Source organism: Vibrio sp. ER1A, assembly GCF_000733315.1.
Classification (GTDB): domain Bacteria; phylum Pseudomonadota; class Gammaproteobacteria; order Enterobacterales; family Vibrionaceae; genus Vibrio; species Vibrio mediterranei.
This window is the reverse complement of sequence record NZ_JPJA01000007.1, coordinates 15434-34095: the sequence shown is the minus strand read 5'-3', so window position 1 is coordinate 34095 and position 18662 is coordinate 15434. Positions and strand designations below refer to the sequence as shown.

At 44.9% G+C, this 18662-nt stretch carries 16 protein-coding genes and 1 rRNA gene; 6 read left to right on the top strand and 11 right to left on the bottom strand.

The features are described 5' to 3' along the window. From HW45_RS02415 to trxA, 7 genes are all read right to left on the bottom strand, one after another. A 16S ribosomal RNA gene (locus HW45_RS02415) occupies window positions 1–202 on the bottom strand; the annotation flags it as partial. A gap of 531 nt (window positions 203–733) precedes the next feature. Continuing rightward, a complete protein-coding gene (gene fre, locus HW45_RS02410; protein WP_038224421.1) occupies window positions 734–1447 on the bottom strand; it encodes an NAD(P)H-flavin reductase in 714 nt (237 codons plus the stop codon). A gap of 12 nt (window positions 1448–1459) precedes the next feature. Then, complete coding sequence (locus HW45_RS02405; protein ID WP_006074569.1) at window positions 1460–1732, bottom strand: 2Fe-2S iron-sulfur cluster-binding protein; 273 nt, start codon at window positions 1730–1732, stop codon at window positions 1460–1462. Further along, window positions 1729–3594: a 4-hydroxy-3-polyprenylbenzoate decarboxylase gene (ubiD, locus tag HW45_RS02400; protein ID WP_038224419.1), complete on the bottom strand. Its 1866-nt coding sequence runs from the start codon at window positions 3592–3594 to the stop codon at window positions 1729–1731. The genes HW45_RS02405 and ubiD overlap by 4 nt, the downstream gene beginning before the upstream one ends. Window positions 3595–3680: 86 nt before the next feature. Further along, the gene (locus tag HW45_RS02395) at window positions 3681–4679 is read right to left on the bottom strand and encodes a hypothetical protein (RefSeq protein WP_006074572.1); all 999 of its coding nucleotides are present in this window, start codon (window positions 4677–4679) and stop codon (window positions 3681–3683) included. Between the two features lie 119 nt (window positions 4680–4798). After that, window positions 4799–6058 carry a transcription termination factor Rho gene (rho, locus tag HW45_RS02390; RefSeq protein WP_006074575.1) on the bottom strand — a complete coding sequence of 420 codons (1260 nt, stop codon included), beginning with the start codon at window positions 6056–6058 and terminating at the stop codon, window positions 4799–4801. A gap of 192 nt (window positions 6059–6250) precedes the next feature. Continuing rightward, the gene (gene trxA / locus HW45_RS02385) at window positions 6251–6577 is read right to left on the bottom strand and encodes a thioredoxin TrxA (RefSeq protein WP_006074576.1); all 327 of its coding nucleotides are present in this window, start codon (window positions 6575–6577) and stop codon (window positions 6251–6253) included. A gap of 108 nt (window positions 6578–6685) precedes the next feature. Between trxA and rhlB the strand changes: the two genes are divergently transcribed. Together rhlB and gppA are read left to right on the top strand one after the other, a co-directional pair. After that, window positions 6686–7978 carry an ATP-dependent RNA helicase RhlB gene (rhlB, locus tag HW45_RS02380; protein ID WP_006074578.1) on the top strand — a complete coding sequence of 431 codons (1293 nt, stop codon included), beginning with the start codon at window positions 6686–6688 and terminating at the stop codon, window positions 7976–7978. A gap of 19 nt (window positions 7979–7997) precedes the next feature. Further along, window positions 7998–9494 (top strand): guanosine-5'-triphosphate,3'-diphosphate diphosphatase, encoded by a 1497-nt coding sequence (gppA, locus tag HW45_RS02375; RefSeq protein WP_006074579.1) that lies wholly within the window; start codon window positions 7998–8000, stop codon window positions 9492–9494. A 68-nt stretch (window positions 9495–9562) separates the two neighbouring features. Here the strand turns inward: gppA and HW45_RS02370 are convergent, their stop codons facing one another. From HW45_RS02370 to recQ, 3 genes are all read right to left on the bottom strand, one after another. After that, on the bottom strand, window positions 9563–10234 hold the full coding sequence (locus HW45_RS02370) for a 7-cyano-7-deazaguanine/7-aminomethyl-7-deazaguanine transporter (RefSeq protein ID WP_006074581.1): 672 nt from the start codon (window positions 10232–10234) through the stop codon (window positions 9563–9565). A gap of 172 nt (window positions 10235–10406) precedes the next feature. Further along, window positions 10407–10709: a DUF3630 family protein gene (locus HW45_RS02365; RefSeq protein ID WP_038224417.1), complete on the bottom strand. Its 303-nt coding sequence runs from the start codon at window positions 10707–10709 to the stop codon at window positions 10407–10409. Next, a complete protein-coding gene (gene recQ / locus HW45_RS02360; RefSeq protein WP_038224415.1) occupies window positions 10702–12537 on the bottom strand; it encodes an ATP-dependent DNA helicase RecQ in 1836 nt (611 codons plus the stop codon). The genes HW45_RS02365 and recQ overlap by 8 nt, the downstream gene beginning before the upstream one ends. Before the next feature lie 200 nt (window positions 12538–12737). On the opposite strand from recQ, the gene rarD reads away from it, so the two are divergent. The 3 genes from rarD to HW45_RS02345 all read left to right on the top strand — a co-directional run bounded on the left by rarD (window position 12738) and on the right by HW45_RS02345 (window position 15198). Next, window positions 12738–13649, top strand: coding sequence for an EamA family transporter RarD (gene rarD / locus HW45_RS02355; RefSeq protein WP_038224413.1), 912 nt, complete (start codon window positions 12738–12740; stop codon window positions 13647–13649). Window positions 13650–13734: 85 nt separating this feature from the next. Then, window positions 13735–14526, top strand: a complete 792-nt coding sequence (locus HW45_RS02350) for an AraC family transcriptional regulator (RefSeq protein ID WP_038224412.1) — start codon at window positions 13735–13737, stop codon at window positions 14524–14526. A 15-nt stretch (window positions 14527–14541) separates the two neighbouring features. Next, the gene (locus HW45_RS02345; RefSeq protein WP_038224410.1) at window positions 14542–15198 is read left to right on the top strand and encodes a LysE family translocator; all 657 of its coding nucleotides are present in this window, start codon (window positions 14542–14544) and stop codon (window positions 15196–15198) included. Between the two features lie 714 nt (window positions 15199–15912). Here the strand turns inward: HW45_RS02345 and uvrD are convergent. Next, window positions 15913–18087 carry a DNA helicase II gene (uvrD, locus tag HW45_RS02340; RefSeq protein WP_086027642.1) on the bottom strand — a complete coding sequence of 725 codons (2175 nt, stop codon included), beginning with the start codon at window positions 18085–18087 and terminating at the stop codon, window positions 15913–15915. 256 nt (window positions 18088–18343) lie between these two features. Here uvrD and HW45_RS02335 point away from each other — a divergent pair, with 256 nt between their 5' ends. Beyond that, window positions 18344–18604 (top strand): BufA1 family periplasmic bufferin-type metallophore, encoded by a 261-nt coding sequence (locus HW45_RS02335; protein WP_006074592.1) that lies wholly within the window; start codon window positions 18344–18346, stop codon window positions 18602–18604. Window positions 18605–18662 lie beyond the last annotated feature (58 nt).

Below are 18662 nucleotides of genomic sequence, written 5' to 3'. Positions count from 1 at the left end.
CCCGAAGGCATTATGCGGTATTAGCCATCGTTTCCAATGGTTATCCCCCACATCAGGGCAATTTCCCAGGCATTACTCACCCGTCCGCCGCTCGACGCCGTTAACGTCACCCGAAGGGTCAGTTAACTCGTTTCCGCTCGACTTGCATGTGTTAGGCCTGCCGCCAGCGTTCAATCTGGGCCATGATCAAACTCTACAATTTAAGATTTTGTTCGGCTCAATGAATACTGACTTTAAACTACCTTAGTAATCTAAAGCTATTATCGCTCCAACAGAACGATAATGAATTGACTGTGCCAAGTCTTTCGACTTGATTGGTCACTCAGTTCATTGAAAACCTAATTTGATACCGAAGTATCTAATTTGATTATCATCAACGAGTGCCCACACAGATTGATAGGTTTATATTGTTAAAGAACAGCACTTCAATGGACTAAACTATTGTTTTTAAGCTTTTCAGCTTTCCGTTGAAGTGGGCGGCCATTTTAACTAGATAACTTGTCGTGTCAACCACTTTTTCAAATTATTTTCGTTAAGGCTTTTGCCCTTCCAGACCTTTCAGGCTCTTGCTTTGCTGCCTTCCCGTCTGGTGGTGCGCATTATAGGGAGTTCCTCTTTTGGCGCAACCCCTTTTTTAATATTTTTTGGAAAAAAAGCGCTTTTGCTGAAAATTGCATCATAAAAGCAAAAGGAGAGTATAAAAACTCTCCTTTTGGCCACAAAACTCTAACATTTAGATAAATGCGTAGGCATCACCAAACATATGATCAGACTTTGCTTGCTTGGATTGCGTGAACTGCTCACGAGCGGTGCCAGCCATTTCAAATCGGCCTGCTATATAGATATCAAAATCCGCTAACGTCTCAAAATCTTCACTCACAGCTTGCAACACATTACCTTTTTTCCCAGACCACTCCACTGACGCATCTTCAATAACCGGAATGAACTGAATGCGTTGATGCTGCTCAGCGATTTCCATCAGCTCTTTTTTGGCATAGAGCTGAGCTTCATCACGACCGCCCCAGTAGAGGTGGATCGGCTGTTCGATATTTTGGCTAATACAGTGATCAAGTATAGAGCGCACATAGCTAAACCCAGTACCGCCAGCAATCAATAGTATAGGTCGCTGGTTATCTTCACGAATCCAAGCTTCACCATGAGGTGCCTCAATAGTGATGTCACCACCGTCTGCTAGTGCTTGTTTCATTGATTCGACGACTTCGATAGCGTAAGCATTATGCTCAGCCGCACCAATATGGAGTTCGATCTCGCCTTCGTGACGACAAGGGCTACTAGCAATAGAGAATGGGCGCTTATCTGCTTCTCCCATTACTACCATTAAATACTGACCAGCTTTAAAGCTCACTGGTTGCTCCGGGTGCAGCAAGATTTGATAGGTGTTTGCTGCTAAAGGCTCAATCGACTTTACTTTACATTTTACTGTCATGTTTTATCTCTTTTATTCGTCACTGAAAGTAATCACCAGATCGCTTTCAGCATAAGCAAGGCAAGAGAACATCCAACCTTGCTGTTTTTCTTTTTCAGTTAACATTGGCTCTAAGTCATAACTGACTTGTCCTGACTCTATTCGACATAAGCAAGAAGCACAGGCCCCGACTCGGCATCGATGTGGAAACGCGAGGTTTTGGTTGAGCGCTGCCTCTAAGATGGTTTCCCCATCACTCACCGTAAATTCAAGATTCTGAGGCTTTAGCCTTACATGCTTGGTCATAAGATATTAAGCTGATCCCAAATAGCATCTATCTTCTCGACCAACTGCGGATCTTTCTTTATTGGAATACCCCATTCCCGCTCAACTTCTGTTTCCAACTTGTTGGTGGCGTCTAATAGTGCTCGAGAACTCACATCGTTAGTCATGACAGTATCACGAGCAGGATCCATTCTTGTAGTAATTGCCCAGATTACGTCATTCCAGTCTCTAACATTGACGTCTTCATCACACGCTACCATAAACTTAACGTCAAAGTAGCAAGCAACCAATTCAGCAATACCCTTCATTACTTCCACGGCCTGACCTGCGCGTTGCTTATTTAATGTTAGTAACACCATACGACTTGTACCTGTTCCAGGCGCAACATACAAATCTATAACTTCAGGATACTGAGCAACTATCTCGCTTTTCAATGCATTTTCGTCAAATGCATGAGCGGTTTCGATGGTACCTGAAGGTCCAAACTTATTCTCACCAAGAACAACTTCTGCATCCCACTTTATCGTCGCATCCAATCCCATCTTGGAACCAAGCCCAACAACCGGAGAGGCAAAGTCCAACGAGTCAATGGGGGTGCTTTCAATCATCAACGTATCTCGACCTGGCAACATATGCTCATTCATGGCCTGAGTGACATCAGTCCAATTACGAGCATTAACACTTTCATCGCATACAATGACAAACTTGGTATACATAAATTGTCGCAGGAATGACCACACTCCCATCATCACTCGTTTTGCATGACCGGGATATTGTTTCTTCATTGTCACCACTGCCATGCGGTACGAGCAACCTTCCGGTGGAAGATAAAAATCCTCTATTTCAGGAAATTGCTTTTGTAAAATTGGCACAAAGACTTCGTTAAGTGCCACACCTAATACTGCAGGTTCATCAGGTGGACGTCCAGTATACGTGCTGTGATAGATAGGATTCTGACGCATAGTAACGTGAGTAATGGTAAACACATGGTGTTTTTCTACTTCGTTGTAGTAACCCGTGTGATCACCATAAGGTCCCTCATCTGCAAACTCATTCGGGTCAATGTAGCCTTCAAGAACGATCTCCGCACTCGCCGGAACCTCTAAATCGTTACTGATGGATTTGACCACTTCAGTTTTTTCACCCCGTAATAAACCGGCAAACGCGTACTCTGACAACGTATCTGGTACAGGAGTTACCGCCCCTAAGATAGTGGCGGGGTCAGCACCGAAAGCAACCGATACTGGAAAAGGTTTACCTGGATTGGTTTCCATCCAATCACGCAGGTCCAACGCTCCACCTCGGTGAGCAAGCCAACGCATGATGATTTTATTCTTGGCAATCTTTTGTTGACGATAAATGCCCAAGTTTTGTCGTTTCTTATTTGGCCCTTTGGTTACGGTCAGACCCCAAGTGAGTAATGGCGCAACATCGTCTGGCCAGCAGCTCATTACTGGAATTTTATCAAGATCGACCTCTTCACCTTGCCAAACTATTTCTTGGCACTTTGCCTTGCGTAGTCTTTTAACTGGCATATTGAGGACTTGTTTAAAGACAGGAATCTTATCGATCGCATCTTTAAACCCTCTCGGTGGCTCAGGCTCTTTTAGGTAAGCCAATAACTTACCTACTTCACGAAGCTCCGAGACTTGCTGGCGCCCCATCCCAATGGCTACTCGTTCAGAAGTACCAAATAAATTTGTTAACACAGGAACATCATAGCCAATGGGGTTTTCGAACAACAATGCCGGTCCCCCCGCTCGTAATGTGCGGTCACTGATCTCAGTCATTTCATAGTCTGGGTCGACAGGGTGAGAAATGCGTTTAAGTAGCCCTTGGCTTTCCAAGTGCTGAATAAAGTCTCGTAAATCCTTAAAATTCATAGGGGTAACATCGCCTTGAAAGATGCACGCATTATATACGCAAACCCACCTATGAGTGAAATTTGCGCTTCAAACACTGGACGAAACTAGTTGGACAACGCCTGCAGAATTAAGCTAGCTTTTACTTGGCTATTTGACGAAGCGACATCTCTAACCCAACCACTATGACCATTTTGCGCTAGTTGAGTGGCAACGAAACTGGCATCATCAACACTTGTCATACGGGCGACAAGAAAATTCTTTACGTTTTCAGGCAATGGATTAATGCTTGCCAATTCTGTAATGGCTTGTTGTTTTAAGCTAGGGTTACGGGATGCTAACATGATCTGATGCATCGCAAATGGAGACTTCACTTGAGCCAAACGTTCAAGCTCAGCTTGGCTATGGTAGTCCGCACGCATTTTCCACAGCAGTTCATACAACTTTTCATCCTGATTGACCTGCGCCATACGCACTAATACTCGAGTTGAAGGTAGCCATTCTGTAATCGTCGCTTCAGTCAGTTGCTTGGTCAAATAGGCGTTGGCTTCTGGTGACAAACTATCAAACTCACGAACCAATAGATCTTCACGAATTTGTCTATCGTAATCCGTCCCTTCAGATAACCAGTCTCGCAAAACAAGCTCTTCTCGCTCGACTTGTAGTATGAACTCCAAAGTTTTTTGGTCGCTATTCCAGCTTTTGATCAGACGCGCAGAGATGGCAGGATAATTAAAGGCGGGTATCGAAAACTCGTAACCATCGCCACGCTCCAGCATAGTATAGGTCGTAGGAAGAGATTTCTGACTTTTTACGAAAATCGCCATTTTAGGCGTCAAGATGATGCTGCGCTGCTCGATTTCTTGCAACAGCACATACCGAGCTACCTCTTGTTGAGGTAGAGCTAAGCGATTGAGAGCAAACTTTAATCCGTCAATATCGTCCTTCATCACCAGATCCATATATTCAGTGACTTTCTGCTGAACAATAGGATTGCTGATCCATTGATTGACTTCTTGTTGCGTCATCTCCTTCGACGCGAATGCTGGCTGCGACAACAACGCAGCAAATACTAGGAGAAGAGACGCTAACCATCCTTGTAGCATATTAACCTCCTGTTAACACTTTTGATATTGTGCGCTGGAAAGAGGTTAAGTGCAAACAAAAACGCCACCCATATTGGGTGACGTTTAAAATCTGAGATTTGCTGTCAGCTTAAAATGTATTACTGACGACGCATCGCATCAAAGAACTCATCGTTCGTCTTCGTCATTGCTAACTTATCAATGAGGAACTCCATTGCGTCTGTTTCGCCCATAGGGTGAACAATCTTACGTAGAATCCACATTTTCTGTAGCTCATCCGACTTAGTCAGTAGTTCTTCGCGACGTGTACCTGAACGGTTGAAATCGATCGCAGGGAAAACACGTTTTTCAGCAATCTTACGGTTTAGGTGCAGTTCCATGTTACCTGTACCTTTAAACTCTTCGTAGATAACTTCATCCATCTTAGAACCAGTATCAACCAGTGCCGTTGCGATGATAGTTAGGCTTCCGCCTTCTTCTACATTACGAGCCGCGCCGAAGAAACGCTTTGGACGATGCAATGCGTTAGCATCAACACCACCAGTAAGGACCTTACCAGAAGAAGGTACTACGGTGTTGTATGCACGCGCTAGACGAGTGATAGAGTCTAGTAGGATAACCACATCTTTCTTGTGTTCAACAAGACGCTTCGCTTTCTCAATCACCATCTCAGCAACTTGAACGTGACGAGACGCTGGCTCATCAAACGTCGATGCAACAACTTCACCTTTAACTAGGCGCTGCATCTCTGTTACTTCCTCTGGACGCTCATCGATAAGTAGAACCATCAATTCACATTCAGGGTGGTTGTGAGCGATGCTCTGAGCGATGTTCTGAAGCAACATTGTCTTACCCGCTTTTGGCGGAGCAACAATCAGACCACGCTGACCTTTACCAATTGGTGATGCAAGGTCAAGAACACGAGCGGTAATATCTTCTGTTGAACCGTTACCACGCTCCATTGTCATGCGCTCATTCGCATGCAGAGGTGTTAGGTTTTCAAATAGAATCTTATTACGTGCGTTATCAGGTTTGTCGTCATTAACCGTGTTAACTTTTAGCAGAGCAAAATAGCGCTCACCGTCTTTTGGTGGACGAATTTTACCAGCGATTGAGTCACCTGTGCGAAGGTTAAAACGACGAATCTGACTTGGAGAAACATAAATGTCGTCTGGACCCGCAAGGTACGAGCTGTCTGCGCTACGCAGGAAACCAAAACCGTCTTGAAGAATCTCTAAGACCCCGTCACCAAAGATATCTTCACCACTTTTCGCATGGGCTTTTAAGATGGCGAAAATGATGTCTTGCTTACGCAGACGAGCTAAATTTTCCAGACCAAGAGATTCGCCAAGTTTAACGAGCTCAGAAACAGGTCTGTTCTTCAATTCTGTTAAGTTCATTGTGGTGGATGTTTGTTTAGTCAAAATAGGATCTGTTTTGTTGTTAAGAAGGATTTGGTCTCAGGATCGACCAAGAAGTGAACACTTGTTTATTTAACGTGCGATAAATTATCACTAAAACTGAGTCTAGTCTAGCTTTGAAAAAAACAAAACCGTGTATTTGTTAAGATACACGGTTTTCGTTACTTTTCATTATAGATTCGCATCCAAGAACTCTTTAAGTTGAGTCTTTGATAGCGCACCAACTTTCGTTGCTGCTACGCCACCATCTTTGAAAAGAAGTAGCGTTGGGATACCGCGAATACCAAACTTAGGTGGAGTACCTGCGTTTTGGTCAATGTTAAGTTTACCGATAGTGAGTTTGCCTTCGTACTCATCTGCGATTTCATCGAGGATTGGGGCAATCATTTTACAAGGACCACACCACTCCGCCCAGAAGTCAACAAGAACCGGGCCTGCAGCGTTAATTACGTCAGTTTCAAAACCGTCATCCGTCAGCTGCAAAATCTTTTCACTCATCTTTCACTCCGATATTTTTTGTATTGATGAGATAATCACCAACAATTAGATCTCCTATTGGAATGTATTTACCTTCGTATTGCAAGCTTAAGCTGATATTCTATACCGATGAAAAAGACGCATATCACAGAGCAAAAGTTCGCCGAATTAGATTTGCAGCCGCAAATCATTGAAGGATTGGAAAAAAAAGGGTTCGAGTATTGTACCCCTATCCAAGCCTTGGCGTTGCCGGTACTGCTCGCCGGCCGAGATATTGCAGGACAGGCCCAAACCGGGACTGGAAAAACGCTTGCGTTTTTAACTGCTACTTTTAATCACCTACTAACAACGCCAGAACATGATGGCCGCAAGCCAAACCAACCGCGTGCGATTATCATGGCTCCGACTCGCGAACTTGCTATCCAGATCCAAAACGATGCCAAGCCGTTGATTGAGAGTACAGGGCTAAAGACTGCACTCGCCTACGGCGGCGACAGCTACGATAAGCAGCTCGCTAAACTCGAAGAAGGCGTCGATATCCTTATCGGTACCTGTGGTCGTATTATCGATTTCTACAAACAGCGTGTTTTCAACCTCAACAACATTCAAGCAGTGGTATTGGATGAAGCCGACCGCATGTTCGATCTTGGTTTCATTAAAGACATTCGCTTTTTGTTCCGTCGCATGCCTGAGCCAAAAGACCGTTTGAACATGCTGTTCTCTGCAACATTGTCTTATCGCGTTCAAGAACTGGCATTCGAACACATGCACAACCCTGAGCACGTCGTTGTCGAGCCAGAGCAAAAAACTGGTCACCGAATTAAAGAAGAGCTGTTCTACCCATCGAACAATGAAAAAATGGCTCTACTACAGACACTCGTGGAAGAAGAGTGGCCAGACCGCGCTATCATCTTTGCTAACACTAAACACAAGTGTGAGAAAGTTTGGGGGCACCTAGCTGCCGACGGCCACCGTGTCGGCCTGCTGACTGGTGATGTTCCCCAGAAGAAACGTGAGAAAATCCTAGAGCAATTTACTCGTGGTGATGTCGATATTCTGGTTGCGACCGATGTGGCAGCTCGTGGTCTACATATTCCTCAAGTAACTCACGTATTCAATTACGACTTGCCTGACGATTGTGAAGATTACGTTCACCGTATTGGCCGCACTGGCCGTGCTGGTGCAAGTGGTCACTCCATCAGCTTTGCTTGTGAAGAATACGCGATCAATTTGCCAGCAATTGAAGAGTACATTGAGCACCAAATCCCCGTCTCAGACTACGATTCCAGTGCACTACTTACAGAACTGCCTGCGCCACTAGTTCTGAAAAGCCGTAACTCAGGTCAGCGCCGTACCAACACTGGTGGCTCAAGACCGTCAAACAGAAAGCCCCAAAGAAGGCCAAGAGCGCAACGATCTTAACAGGAAGTAAGCAGTATTTATGAGTCTCGCAGTGAATTCTTCGCCACTCTACGCTGCCATTGATTTAGGCTCCAACAGTTTCCATATGTTGGTGGTTCGTCATATTGATGGCAGTGTTCAAACGATGGCTAAAATTAAACGGAAAGTTCGTTTAGCCGCTGGTCTAGATGCGGAGTTAGCGCTTAGCCAAGAAGCGATGCAACGCGGTTGGGAATGTTTAAGCCTCTTTGCGGAAAGGCTACAAGATATCCCGAAAGAAAATATTCGTATCGTTGGGACCGCGACTCTGAGAACCGCGACCAATGTGGATGTTTTCTTGGAGAAAGCCAATGACATTCTTGGTTATCCAATACAAGTCATCTGTGGTGAAGAAGAAGCTGCAACCATCTACAAAGGTGTCGCCCATACCTCGGGTGGGACTGGCCGTAGATTAGTGGTCGATATTGGTGGCGCAAGTACAGAGCTTATTATTGGTGAAGGTTTTGAGCCTAAAGCTCTCACCAGTCTAAAAATGGGCTGCGTGACTTGGCTTGAGCATTACTTCAAAGACCGTCAGCTTAATAAAGCTAACTTTGAACGTGCCATTGAAGGAGCTAAGCAAGCACTCGCACCGATTCTCGACAATTACCAGCGTATTGGTTGGGATGTTTGTGTTGGCGCTAGTGGTACCGTGCAAGCTCTACAAGAGATCATGCTGGCTCAAGGTATGGATGAAGTCATCACTCATGCCAAACTAAAGCGTCTTCAAAAACAAGCCATGCAAGCCGATCATTTGGAAGAGCTGGATATCGACGGCCTAACTCTAGAACGCGCACTAGTATTCCCTAGTGGTTTGTCCATTCTGATTGCCATCTTTGAACTTCTTAACATTGACTCTATGACACTGGCCGGAGGCGCACTGCGCGAAGGCATGGTGTATGACATGGTCGAAGAGTTGCAACAAGATGACATCCGTGCTCGAACCATCAATAGCGTTCAATCGCGCTGTCAGTTAGATGTGGAATATGGCGAACAGGTCGCAACTACGGCTCTGCAACTGCTCAAAGATTGTGGTGGTGATACCTGGCTCGAGGAGCCACAAGCACCAGCTTTGCTTGAATGTGCATCCAAGCTTCATGAAATTGGTCTTACTCTTGATTTCAAAAAGGCTGGTGAACATAGTGCGTACTTACTAACTAACTTAGATTTACCGGGTTTTACTCGTGCACAAAAACACCTGTTAGCAGAAGTTGTCCGTCGTTATAAGGATCAGCTTAGTCCTTTGCCAGCGCAACATGCGCTGTCAAATAAAAGTGCCGAGCGTGTACTACGACTGTTACGTTTAGCGGTAATTATCACTCATAGACGTAAACGAGAGTTACAGCCGAATATCTCAGTAGCATGCAAAGATAATCGACTTACCCTTTCGATAGATAAACTGTGGCTAGAGCAAAACCCATTGTCTGCAGCAGAATTAGAAATTGAATCGAACCGTCAGTCCGACATGGGTTGGCCGCTCGACATTCAAGCGCTATAACAGATAGTACGAAGATTAAAAAAAATCCCGAACATCACAGGTTCGGGATTTTTTTATTTGTCTGCCGATTAGGCGTTCACACCAGTAACCGAAATATTCGGGTTTACAGCGGTTAACTTCTTCACTAAGAAGTTCAATAGCACACCATACATAGGCACAAATAAGCCTAGGCTGATCACTAACTTAAAGCCGTAGTCGACTAAGGCGATTTCTGTCCAATGTTCAGCCATAAATGGATCTGGACTCTGGTAAAACGCGATAGCAAAGAAGGCTAAGGTATCAAGCGCATTACCAAATAGTGTCGAACAGGTCGGTGCCACCCACCATTGCTTCATTTGACGTAAGCGGTTGAATACATGAACATCAAGAATCTGTCCTAATAGATATGCCATAAAACTTGCCGCCGCAATACGCGCGACAAACAAGTTAAACTCTCCCAGATGACTCAATCCTTGAAACTGACCTTCAAAGAACAGTACCGATAGCGCATACGACACCGCTAAAGCTGGCAACATAACTAGGAAAATGATTCTACGCGCTAACCCAGCACCGAAAATACGGACAGTCAAGTCGGTCGCTAAGAAGATAAAAGGAAAAGTAAAAGCGCCCCAAGTGGTGTGGAAACCAAAAATAGTAAAGGGTAGCTGCACTAGATAATTACTGGACGCAATAATCACTAAGTGAAAGAGAACTAAAAATGTTAGGGCTTTGCGCTGTTGCGCAGGAGAAAACGGGCTCATATTGTACCTTTTTCGTTTTGCTTGGGGTTGAGGGAACCCAAGGTGAGGCACAGCCTCTGGTTACTAAAATTAAGTGTTTGTTGGCTACTTAAGTAGCGGCGGGCGATTATACATTAATCAATTTTAGGTGCAATAGTTCGATATAGAGCAAACGTTTACTGATGAAAATAGACTAGAATCCGCGTCGAAATATACTCGCAAGAAAATCAAATTCGTCTTTGCTACCAGTAACATCTAGCGCCTCAAACCACATGAGTTCACTGTAATGCTCGCCCTTTAATAACATTCGGCAGCCTTCAAAATCCACCAGCCACGTGTGAATATCCGCATCCCATTGTTTCTCAACCACAGTGGTAGATAACTGAGCAACTAAAGAACTGGCTATGGTATCAAAACTGTCAAAATCAAAGCTTGGTGTAACAAGCACCAACTTCCCTTCCGCCTCGATATAATCTCGCAAACCAAAATCAGCCATGTTGGGTCAAATGCTCCTGTATTAGATCAAGGAAAGGGTCAGCATACTTCTCTAATTTACGTTCACCAACGCCGTTCACTGCCAGCATTTCACCGTAAGAGGTGGGCAGTATTTCTGCCATATCAATCAGGGTTGCATCACTGAAGACGACATAAGGAGGTAAACCATCTTCGTCGGCAATCGACTTACGTAGCTTACGCAGTTTGGCAAACAGCTTCTTATCGTAATGCTTAGAAGCAAGTTTGTCAGATTTGGCACTTCGTGCAGCCGTATCCAGTCGAGGCACTGCCAACTCTAGGCTGTTTTCTCCACGTAACAGAGGGCGTGCCTCTTCGGTCAGCTGCAATGTCGAGTTTCGGGTGATATTTTGGCTAAGCAAACCTTTGTGTATTAGCTGCCTAAATATGCTCACCCAGTAATCATGACTATGATCACGTCCAATGCCATAAGTCGTCAGCTTGTCGTGTCCATGTTCACGAATACGAATGTTCGACATACCACGCAACACTTCAACCACATAGCTAATACCAAAGCTCTGGTTGACACGATAGACACAAGACAACGCTTTTTGCGCTTCTTGCGTCGCATCAAAATGTTTCGGAGGGTCGAGACATATATCGCAGTTGCCGCATGGCTTCTCACTATACTCACCGAAATAATTTAACAGCACTTGGCGTCGGCATGTCTGCGCTTCAGCAAACGCATTCATGGCGTTGAGCTTATGACTTTCTACCTGCTTTTGTGGCCCTTCTTCTTTTTCATCCAACATACGGCGTAGCCAACCAATGTCGGCAGGGTCATAGAGCATCATCGCTTCTGCTGGCAATCCATCACGCCCCGCTCGCCCAGTTTCTTGGTAGTAAGACTCAATATTACGAGGAATATCAAAATGCGCGACGAAACGCACATTGGGTTTGTTAATCCCCATCCCAAAGGCGACTGTCGCTACAACTACTTGAATATCATCACGTTGAAACGCGTCTTGAACATAGGCTCTTTCATCCATATCCATGCCAGCATGATACCCAGCAGCACGTACATGGTTTGCACACAGCTTCTCGGTCAACATCTCGACTTTCTTACGGCTGCCGCAATAGATAATGCCACTGCCTCCTTTATTCTCCCCTAAGAAGCGCACTATCTGAGAAACTGGCTTATGTTTCTCCACTAGCGTATAGCGGATATTAGGACGGTCAAAACTGCCAAGATATTCATGGGGATTATTGAGATTCAGACGGTGGATAATGTCTTTGCGAGTAGCATCATCTGCGGTGGCAGTCAGTGCCACCATAGGAACAAAAGGAAACCACTCCTTTAAACGGCCCAAGGCTGCATATTCTGGCCTAAAGTCATGTCCCCATTGAGAAATACAGTGCGCTTCATCGACCGCTATCATCGACAACTCAAGATGCTCTAAACGTTCGATGAAGTCGTGCATTAACACTCGTTCTGGCGATACGTAAATCAGCTTCAATTGACCCTTGTTCATACGGCGGTAGATATCAATCAGGGTTTCTTTAGATTGGGTTGAGTTAATGCACTCAGCAGCAACGCCATCGGCCTTTAACTGATCCACCTGGTCTTTCATTAGTGAAATAAGTGGAGAGATCACCAGCGTAATACCACTACGAACTAAGGCCGGAATCTGATAACACAGAGATTTACCACCACCCGTGGGCATAATGACTAGGCCATCATTGCCTTCAATGGCGCTATCGATAACTTCCTGCTGTCCGGGACGAAATTCTTGATAGCCGAACACCGATTCCAAAACAGACTGTGAACTTGGTTGAGATTCAGATTGTTCAGCAAGTAACACAGCGGTCATGCAATATCCCGAGAAAATGGTAGGTCGAAAACGCTACATTGTAGAGATGTTCCTATGGGAAAGAAACTCATAATCATGGCCAACACTAATAAAAAACGTCCGCTAAACGCGCAATAATTAGTCCAATGGATGACAACACGTTATACTCAAGACCTTTCCTCCCTTTATGGCCTTCATGGCCCGCTCTTGAGAAAATTTGCATGTCACTAGAAGAACAACAAAAAGCCAAACAAGGCGTACTATTAGCGATCGGTGCCTATACCATGTGGGGTATTGCCCCAATTTACTTCAAGGCGCTATCTGAAGTTTCGCCGCTAGAGATTTTAAGTCACCGTGTTATTTGGTCGTTCTTTTTATTGACTGCACTACTGCATTTTGGCCGTCGTTGGCGCAGTGTGAGAGACGTATTTCGCTCTAAAAAAAAGATGGGCTATTTGATCACAACCGCTTTGCTCGTCGGTGTGAATTGGCTGATTTTTATTTGGGCGGTAAATGCAAACCACATGCTTGATGCTAGCCTTGGTTATTACATCAATCCATTGATTAATGTGATTCTAGGGATGTTGTTCTTAGGAGAGCGACTAAGAAAGCTACAGTGGTTTGCGGTCGCTCTGGCAACCATCGGAGTACTGATTCAACTTATTGCCTTTGGCTCGGTACCTATTGTTGCCCTTGCGCTAGCGATGAGCTTTGGTTTGTATGGTTTATTAAGGAAGAAGGTCAGTTTGGATGCACAGACGGGACTGTTTATCGAGACCTTAGTCATGCTGCCAGCTGCCGCGATTTATGTGTTGTTCATTGCCAGCACCCCAACCTCAAACATGTTGGCAAATCCAGCCACACTGAACATACTGTTGATTTCTGCCGGTATTGTGACCACACTGCCTTTGTTGTGTTTCACGGGTGCAGCGACACGTCTGAAGCTATCGACACTCGGCTTTTTCCAGTACATCGGCCCTAGCTTGATGTTCTTGCTAGCCGTGCTGGTTTACGGTGAAGCGTTCACTTTAGACAAGGCACTGACGTTCGGCTTTATTTGGGGTGCACTGGTCGTGTTCAGTTTTGATGGCATTAAAACCAGCCGAACCAACAAAAGAATTAACACTCAGTAATCCTACAGGGTGTCCGTTTTTTACAAGACGCCTTATGCCTCTGAACGATAAACTGACACCATTGGATTGATATTAGGAGGTTATTTTGCAGCAGATTAGTTACCTGTCTTCACCAATCCCTGATATCAATTTAATCAGTGGTTGTTACAAAGAGTTTGCGTTTCAGAAACACTATCATCTCGATTATCATTTTGGCTTGATCGTCAATGGTCAACAGCAATTTCATTTAAAAGGTCAAAACTATACCAGTGGACCTGGAGACTTGGTATTGATGCCACCGGATGAATTGCACGATGGCCAAGCTCGCTTTGATGAAGGCTATGAAGTCAAAGTGCTTGCTGTATCAGCACAGTGGTTATCACAACTCAAGCCCAGTAACCACCAAGGTCAATTGGGCTTTCACAGTCCAATTGTTCAAGAACCAATGCTGTTTCGTGCCTTACTTAACACCCACTTAGCGTTGAGTGATGAAAACATCAGCGCTCTCGCGCGTGATTGTTTACCGCATGAAAGCTTTGAGCAACTGCTCAATAGGCACGCTAAACCTACTTGTGCTTATGTACAACCTATTGGTACTAAACAGCTAACGCAAGTTCGTGACTATGTGATGAGCCATCTTGACCAACCAATCCGTTTGGAGCAGTTGGCTAAATTGTGCGACCTCAGTGAAAGGCAATTCCAGCGCCTTTTTAAGCAAGCGACGGGCATGTCTCCACACGCTTGGTTAACTCGCCTTCGCTTGGAAAAAAGTATGGCGTTAGTTAAAGCTGGTCAGCCCTCCGCTCAAGTTGCATTGCAAACTGGCTTTTATGACCAAGCGCACTTTAGTAAGGCTTTTCGTAACGTCTACGGCATTTCACCTTCCCATATCAACTAACAAGCTATATCCAACATGAACGAAATCACAATCCTGATGACACTGGCAACAGTTCATTTCATTGCTCTCATGAGTCCTGGGCCCGACTTTGCTTTAGTGGTACAAAATGCCACGCGGTTTGGTCGTCAGACTGGCTTCTACATCGCTTTAGGCTTGTCATTTGGCATCTTATTGCATTCCATCTTAAGTTTAACTGGTGTGAGCTATGTTGTTCACCAACACCCAACACTGTTTGCCATGGTCCAAATCGCTGGTGGTAGCTATCTGCTCTATCTGGGAATCGGTGCATTACGCTCTGTTGTTTCACGCTGGGGATTGCGCCACCAGCCAGCGGAGTTAGCTAACGACCCGAGTTTATTACTATCGAGTCGACGACAAGCTTTCTCTCGAGGCTTTACAACCAATATCCTCAACCCTAAAGCCTTGGTGTTTTTTATTAGTTTGATGTCGACGTTGGTGCCATCTTCCATGTCAGTTCCAGGTAAGTTGATGGCGTTAGCCATTCTATGGTCATTATCTCTTGTGTGGTTCTCGTTTTTAGCCTGGGCACTTTCGACAAAACGTATGCAACGTAAGTTAGGATCCGCCTCAATCTACATTGATGCTTTGTGTGGATTGCTCTTTTCTGGCATTGGTTTGACGATCTTATTGCAGGTTCTGCTGTCGCTGTAAGAGCAACTTACTCCATTCGACACTCTTCGTGTAAGAGATCTCTCACAAAGCGGTAGGTCATTATCGCTTTGTACTTCAAGACTTAGACCAAGATTAACAATAAGTTATTGATTTTAAATAATTGTCGATTTTTCTCATTGATAAGATACGGGACTTTTTCGCCTCAACGCGATTGCTCTAAAGCGAGTATCATTTAATATTAACCATGTCGGAAGGAATCTGACACGGAACAGGAAAAGCTCAGGGATTTGGGCATCTTCAGGAAGAAGATACGGTTATTCAGGATGAATGGTCGGCACGGAAAGCGAATTGGACATTGAATGGACGCAATAGTAACTAGGATGGTTACTACTAAGGAAAGACAATGGACACCTCTGGATGAGGCAAGGACTTAACATCAGGAAGATGTCAGGGACACCGCTCAGGGATCAAGTGAAGTGCGCTAACGAGGATTGTTAGCAGGTCAGGATAAGACCAATGGACACCGCTAGGAAGGCGACGAAAGGAATACGCTGAAGGAATACAGCACACTATCAAGGATTAGATGCATGGAGCACCTATAGTAGCCGGATTGCTGCGAGTAAGACCATAACCCCGCAGGGCGTAAGCCCTCGGGGTTTTTCTTTATCTGTATCCCAGGTTAGAACTGAACTCGTAAAGCACAAATAAAAAAGCAGCCTGAGCTGCTTTTTTAGTATTTGGATCATGGGGAACCTAAAGCTGTTCAAGCTTCGCGTATTGAGTAACCAACCACTTAATCCCTTCGCCATTAAAGGCTACTTGAACTCGACTTTGCGGCCCACTACCTTCAAAGTTAATAATCGTTCCTTCGCCGAATTTCGGGTGCTTCACTCGCGCTCCCAAATTAAATCCGGTTTCATTGAAGTTGTTCTTCACCTCAGTTTGACTAAATCGCCCCGAGCTTGTTGGTCTGCTGACCTGTGCTTTCATCCGTACTTCTTGCAGACATGTTTCCGGCAGTTCACGAATAAATCGCGATGGCTTGTGGTATTTGTCTTGACCGTACAGACGACGCATTTCTGCATAGGTTATAAAGAGTTTTTCCATCGCACGCGTCATACCTACGTAACACAAGCGGCGCTCTTCCTCTAACCTGCCCGCTTCTTCTGCTGACATCTGACTTGGGAACATGCCTTCCTCTACCCCAACCATAAATACCATTGGGAACTCTAACCCTTTAGCACTGTGGAGCGTCATTAATTGCACTGCATCATCAAACTCATCTGCCTGACCTTCACCCGCTTCGAGGGCGGCGTGGGTTAGGAATGCGGTCAGCAATGTCATATCTTCAGCCTCTTCCGGCTTTTCGAATTGACGAGTTGCGGTAACCAGTTCCTCCAAGTTTTCAATACGTGCCTTGGATTTCTCACCTTTTTCCTGCTCATACATCAAGAACAAACCTGAGGTTTTGATAACATGATCGGTTTGCTCATGCAGTGCTGATTCAAAGGTATCGTCTTCTAATGCATTAATAAGTTCGATGAAACGCGATAACGCTCCTGCTGCGCGCCCGGCAAACACCTTCTCTTCCAGCAGTGCATTACTCGCTTCCCATAATGTCGCACCACGATCTCGCGCAGCGAAACGAATGGTATCCAGCGTTTTATCTCCAAGGCCACGAGTTGGGGTATTTACTATACGTTCAAACGCCGCATCGTCATTGCGGTTGGCAATCAATCGTAGGTAACCAAGTGCATCTTTGATTTCTTGACGCTCGAAGAATCGCATACCACCGTAGATTCGATAAGGCAGTTGAGCTTGAATAAGCGCTTCTTCTAAAACACGAGACTGGGCGTTATTTCGATATAGCATCGCGCAGTCCGTTAGACTACCGCCTGTCTCCTGCCACTCTTTGATTTTATTGACTGCAAAGCGCGCTTCATCTAACTCATTGTAAGCAGAGTAAACCGAGATTTTTTCGCCTTCATTACCGTCTGTCCACAGCTCTTTACCCATACGCTCTGTGTTATTGGCGATCAGTTCATTGGCAGCTTCGAGAATGGTCTTAGTTGAGCGATAATTCTGCTCGAGACGAATGGTTGTCGCACCCAAATATTCATCGAGGAATTTCTGGATGTTCTCGACTTTAGCGCCACGCCAGCCATAAATAGATTGGTCATCATCACCAACAATCATCACCTTACAATCAGGGCCCGTCATCATTCGTAGCCAAGCATATTGAATGTTGTTGGTGTCTTGGAACTCATCCACCAAAATGTGTTTAAAGCGAGCTTGATAGTGCTCGCGAACAAATTTGTTGTCACGTAGTAGCTCATGAGCGCGCAGCAAGATTTCGGCAAAGTCCACCAGCCCTGCTCGGTCGCACGCTTCTTGATAGGCGGTATAGATTTGCAAATAGGTCTTCGTTACAGGATCTTGATAGCTATCAATGTGTTGAGGCCTCAAACCTTCATCTTTCTTACCATTGATCCACCATGCAGCCTGACGTGCTGGCCACTGTTTCTCATCTAGATTCTGAGCTTTTATCAATCGCTTCAGTAGGCGTTGCTGATCGTCAGAGTCTAGAATTTGAAAGTCTTCTGGCAGTTTCGCATCAAGATAATGAGCGCGCAGTATACGATGGCAAATACCATGGAAAGTACCATTCCACATCCCCGACGAACTGCCCATCATCAACTCTTCGATTCGCCCTCTCATCTCTGCAGCAGCTTTATTGGTGAAGGTCACTGACATGATGGAGAACGGAGAGGCATTTTCCACTGACATTAACCAAGCGATACGATGAACAAGTACGCGAGTTTTACCACTACCAGCACCAGCTAGCACCAACATATGCTCTAAAGGAGCTGCAACAGCTTCACGTTGTTTGTCATTAAGGCCGTCGAGAAGAAGAGATGGATCCATGATACTTAGCTACTGGTTATTTATACATATCGATTGATTATAACTCAAACAGTGTTCTGGTTTCAGAAAAATATCAGTTTTTTTATTTTGATTTAAATTCTTAAAAATCAACCAAATAAAATAATATTTAACACTTTTTTAAATATTTTGTGAATAAATTGAAAGATTTTCGAAGCCCTCCCTATCCTATTGAATAAGCAAGTCGCAACTAAGCGCTTGTGAAAAGAAACCACAAGGATCAAGTCTCGAGGAAGTTACTATGAAAACTACAAATCTTGCTATCACTGCTGCAGTTACCGGTCTAATCGCTCTAGGCGGCACTATGCTTACTGCCGCTCCAGCTCATGCTGCAGAAAAAGAGAAATGCTACGGCGTATCAAAGGCAGGTAAAAATGACTGTGCTACAAAAACAAGCTCATGTGCTGGTACAGCCAAAGAAGATAATCAAAAAGACGCGTTTGTCGTGGTACCAAAAGGGCTATGTGGCAAGCTTACAGGTGGTAGCACTGAATCTGCATAGTAAGCCCCCAAAGCCGAAAGCAATACTGCTTGCAGCTTAGCTTATTTGTAACTTTGTT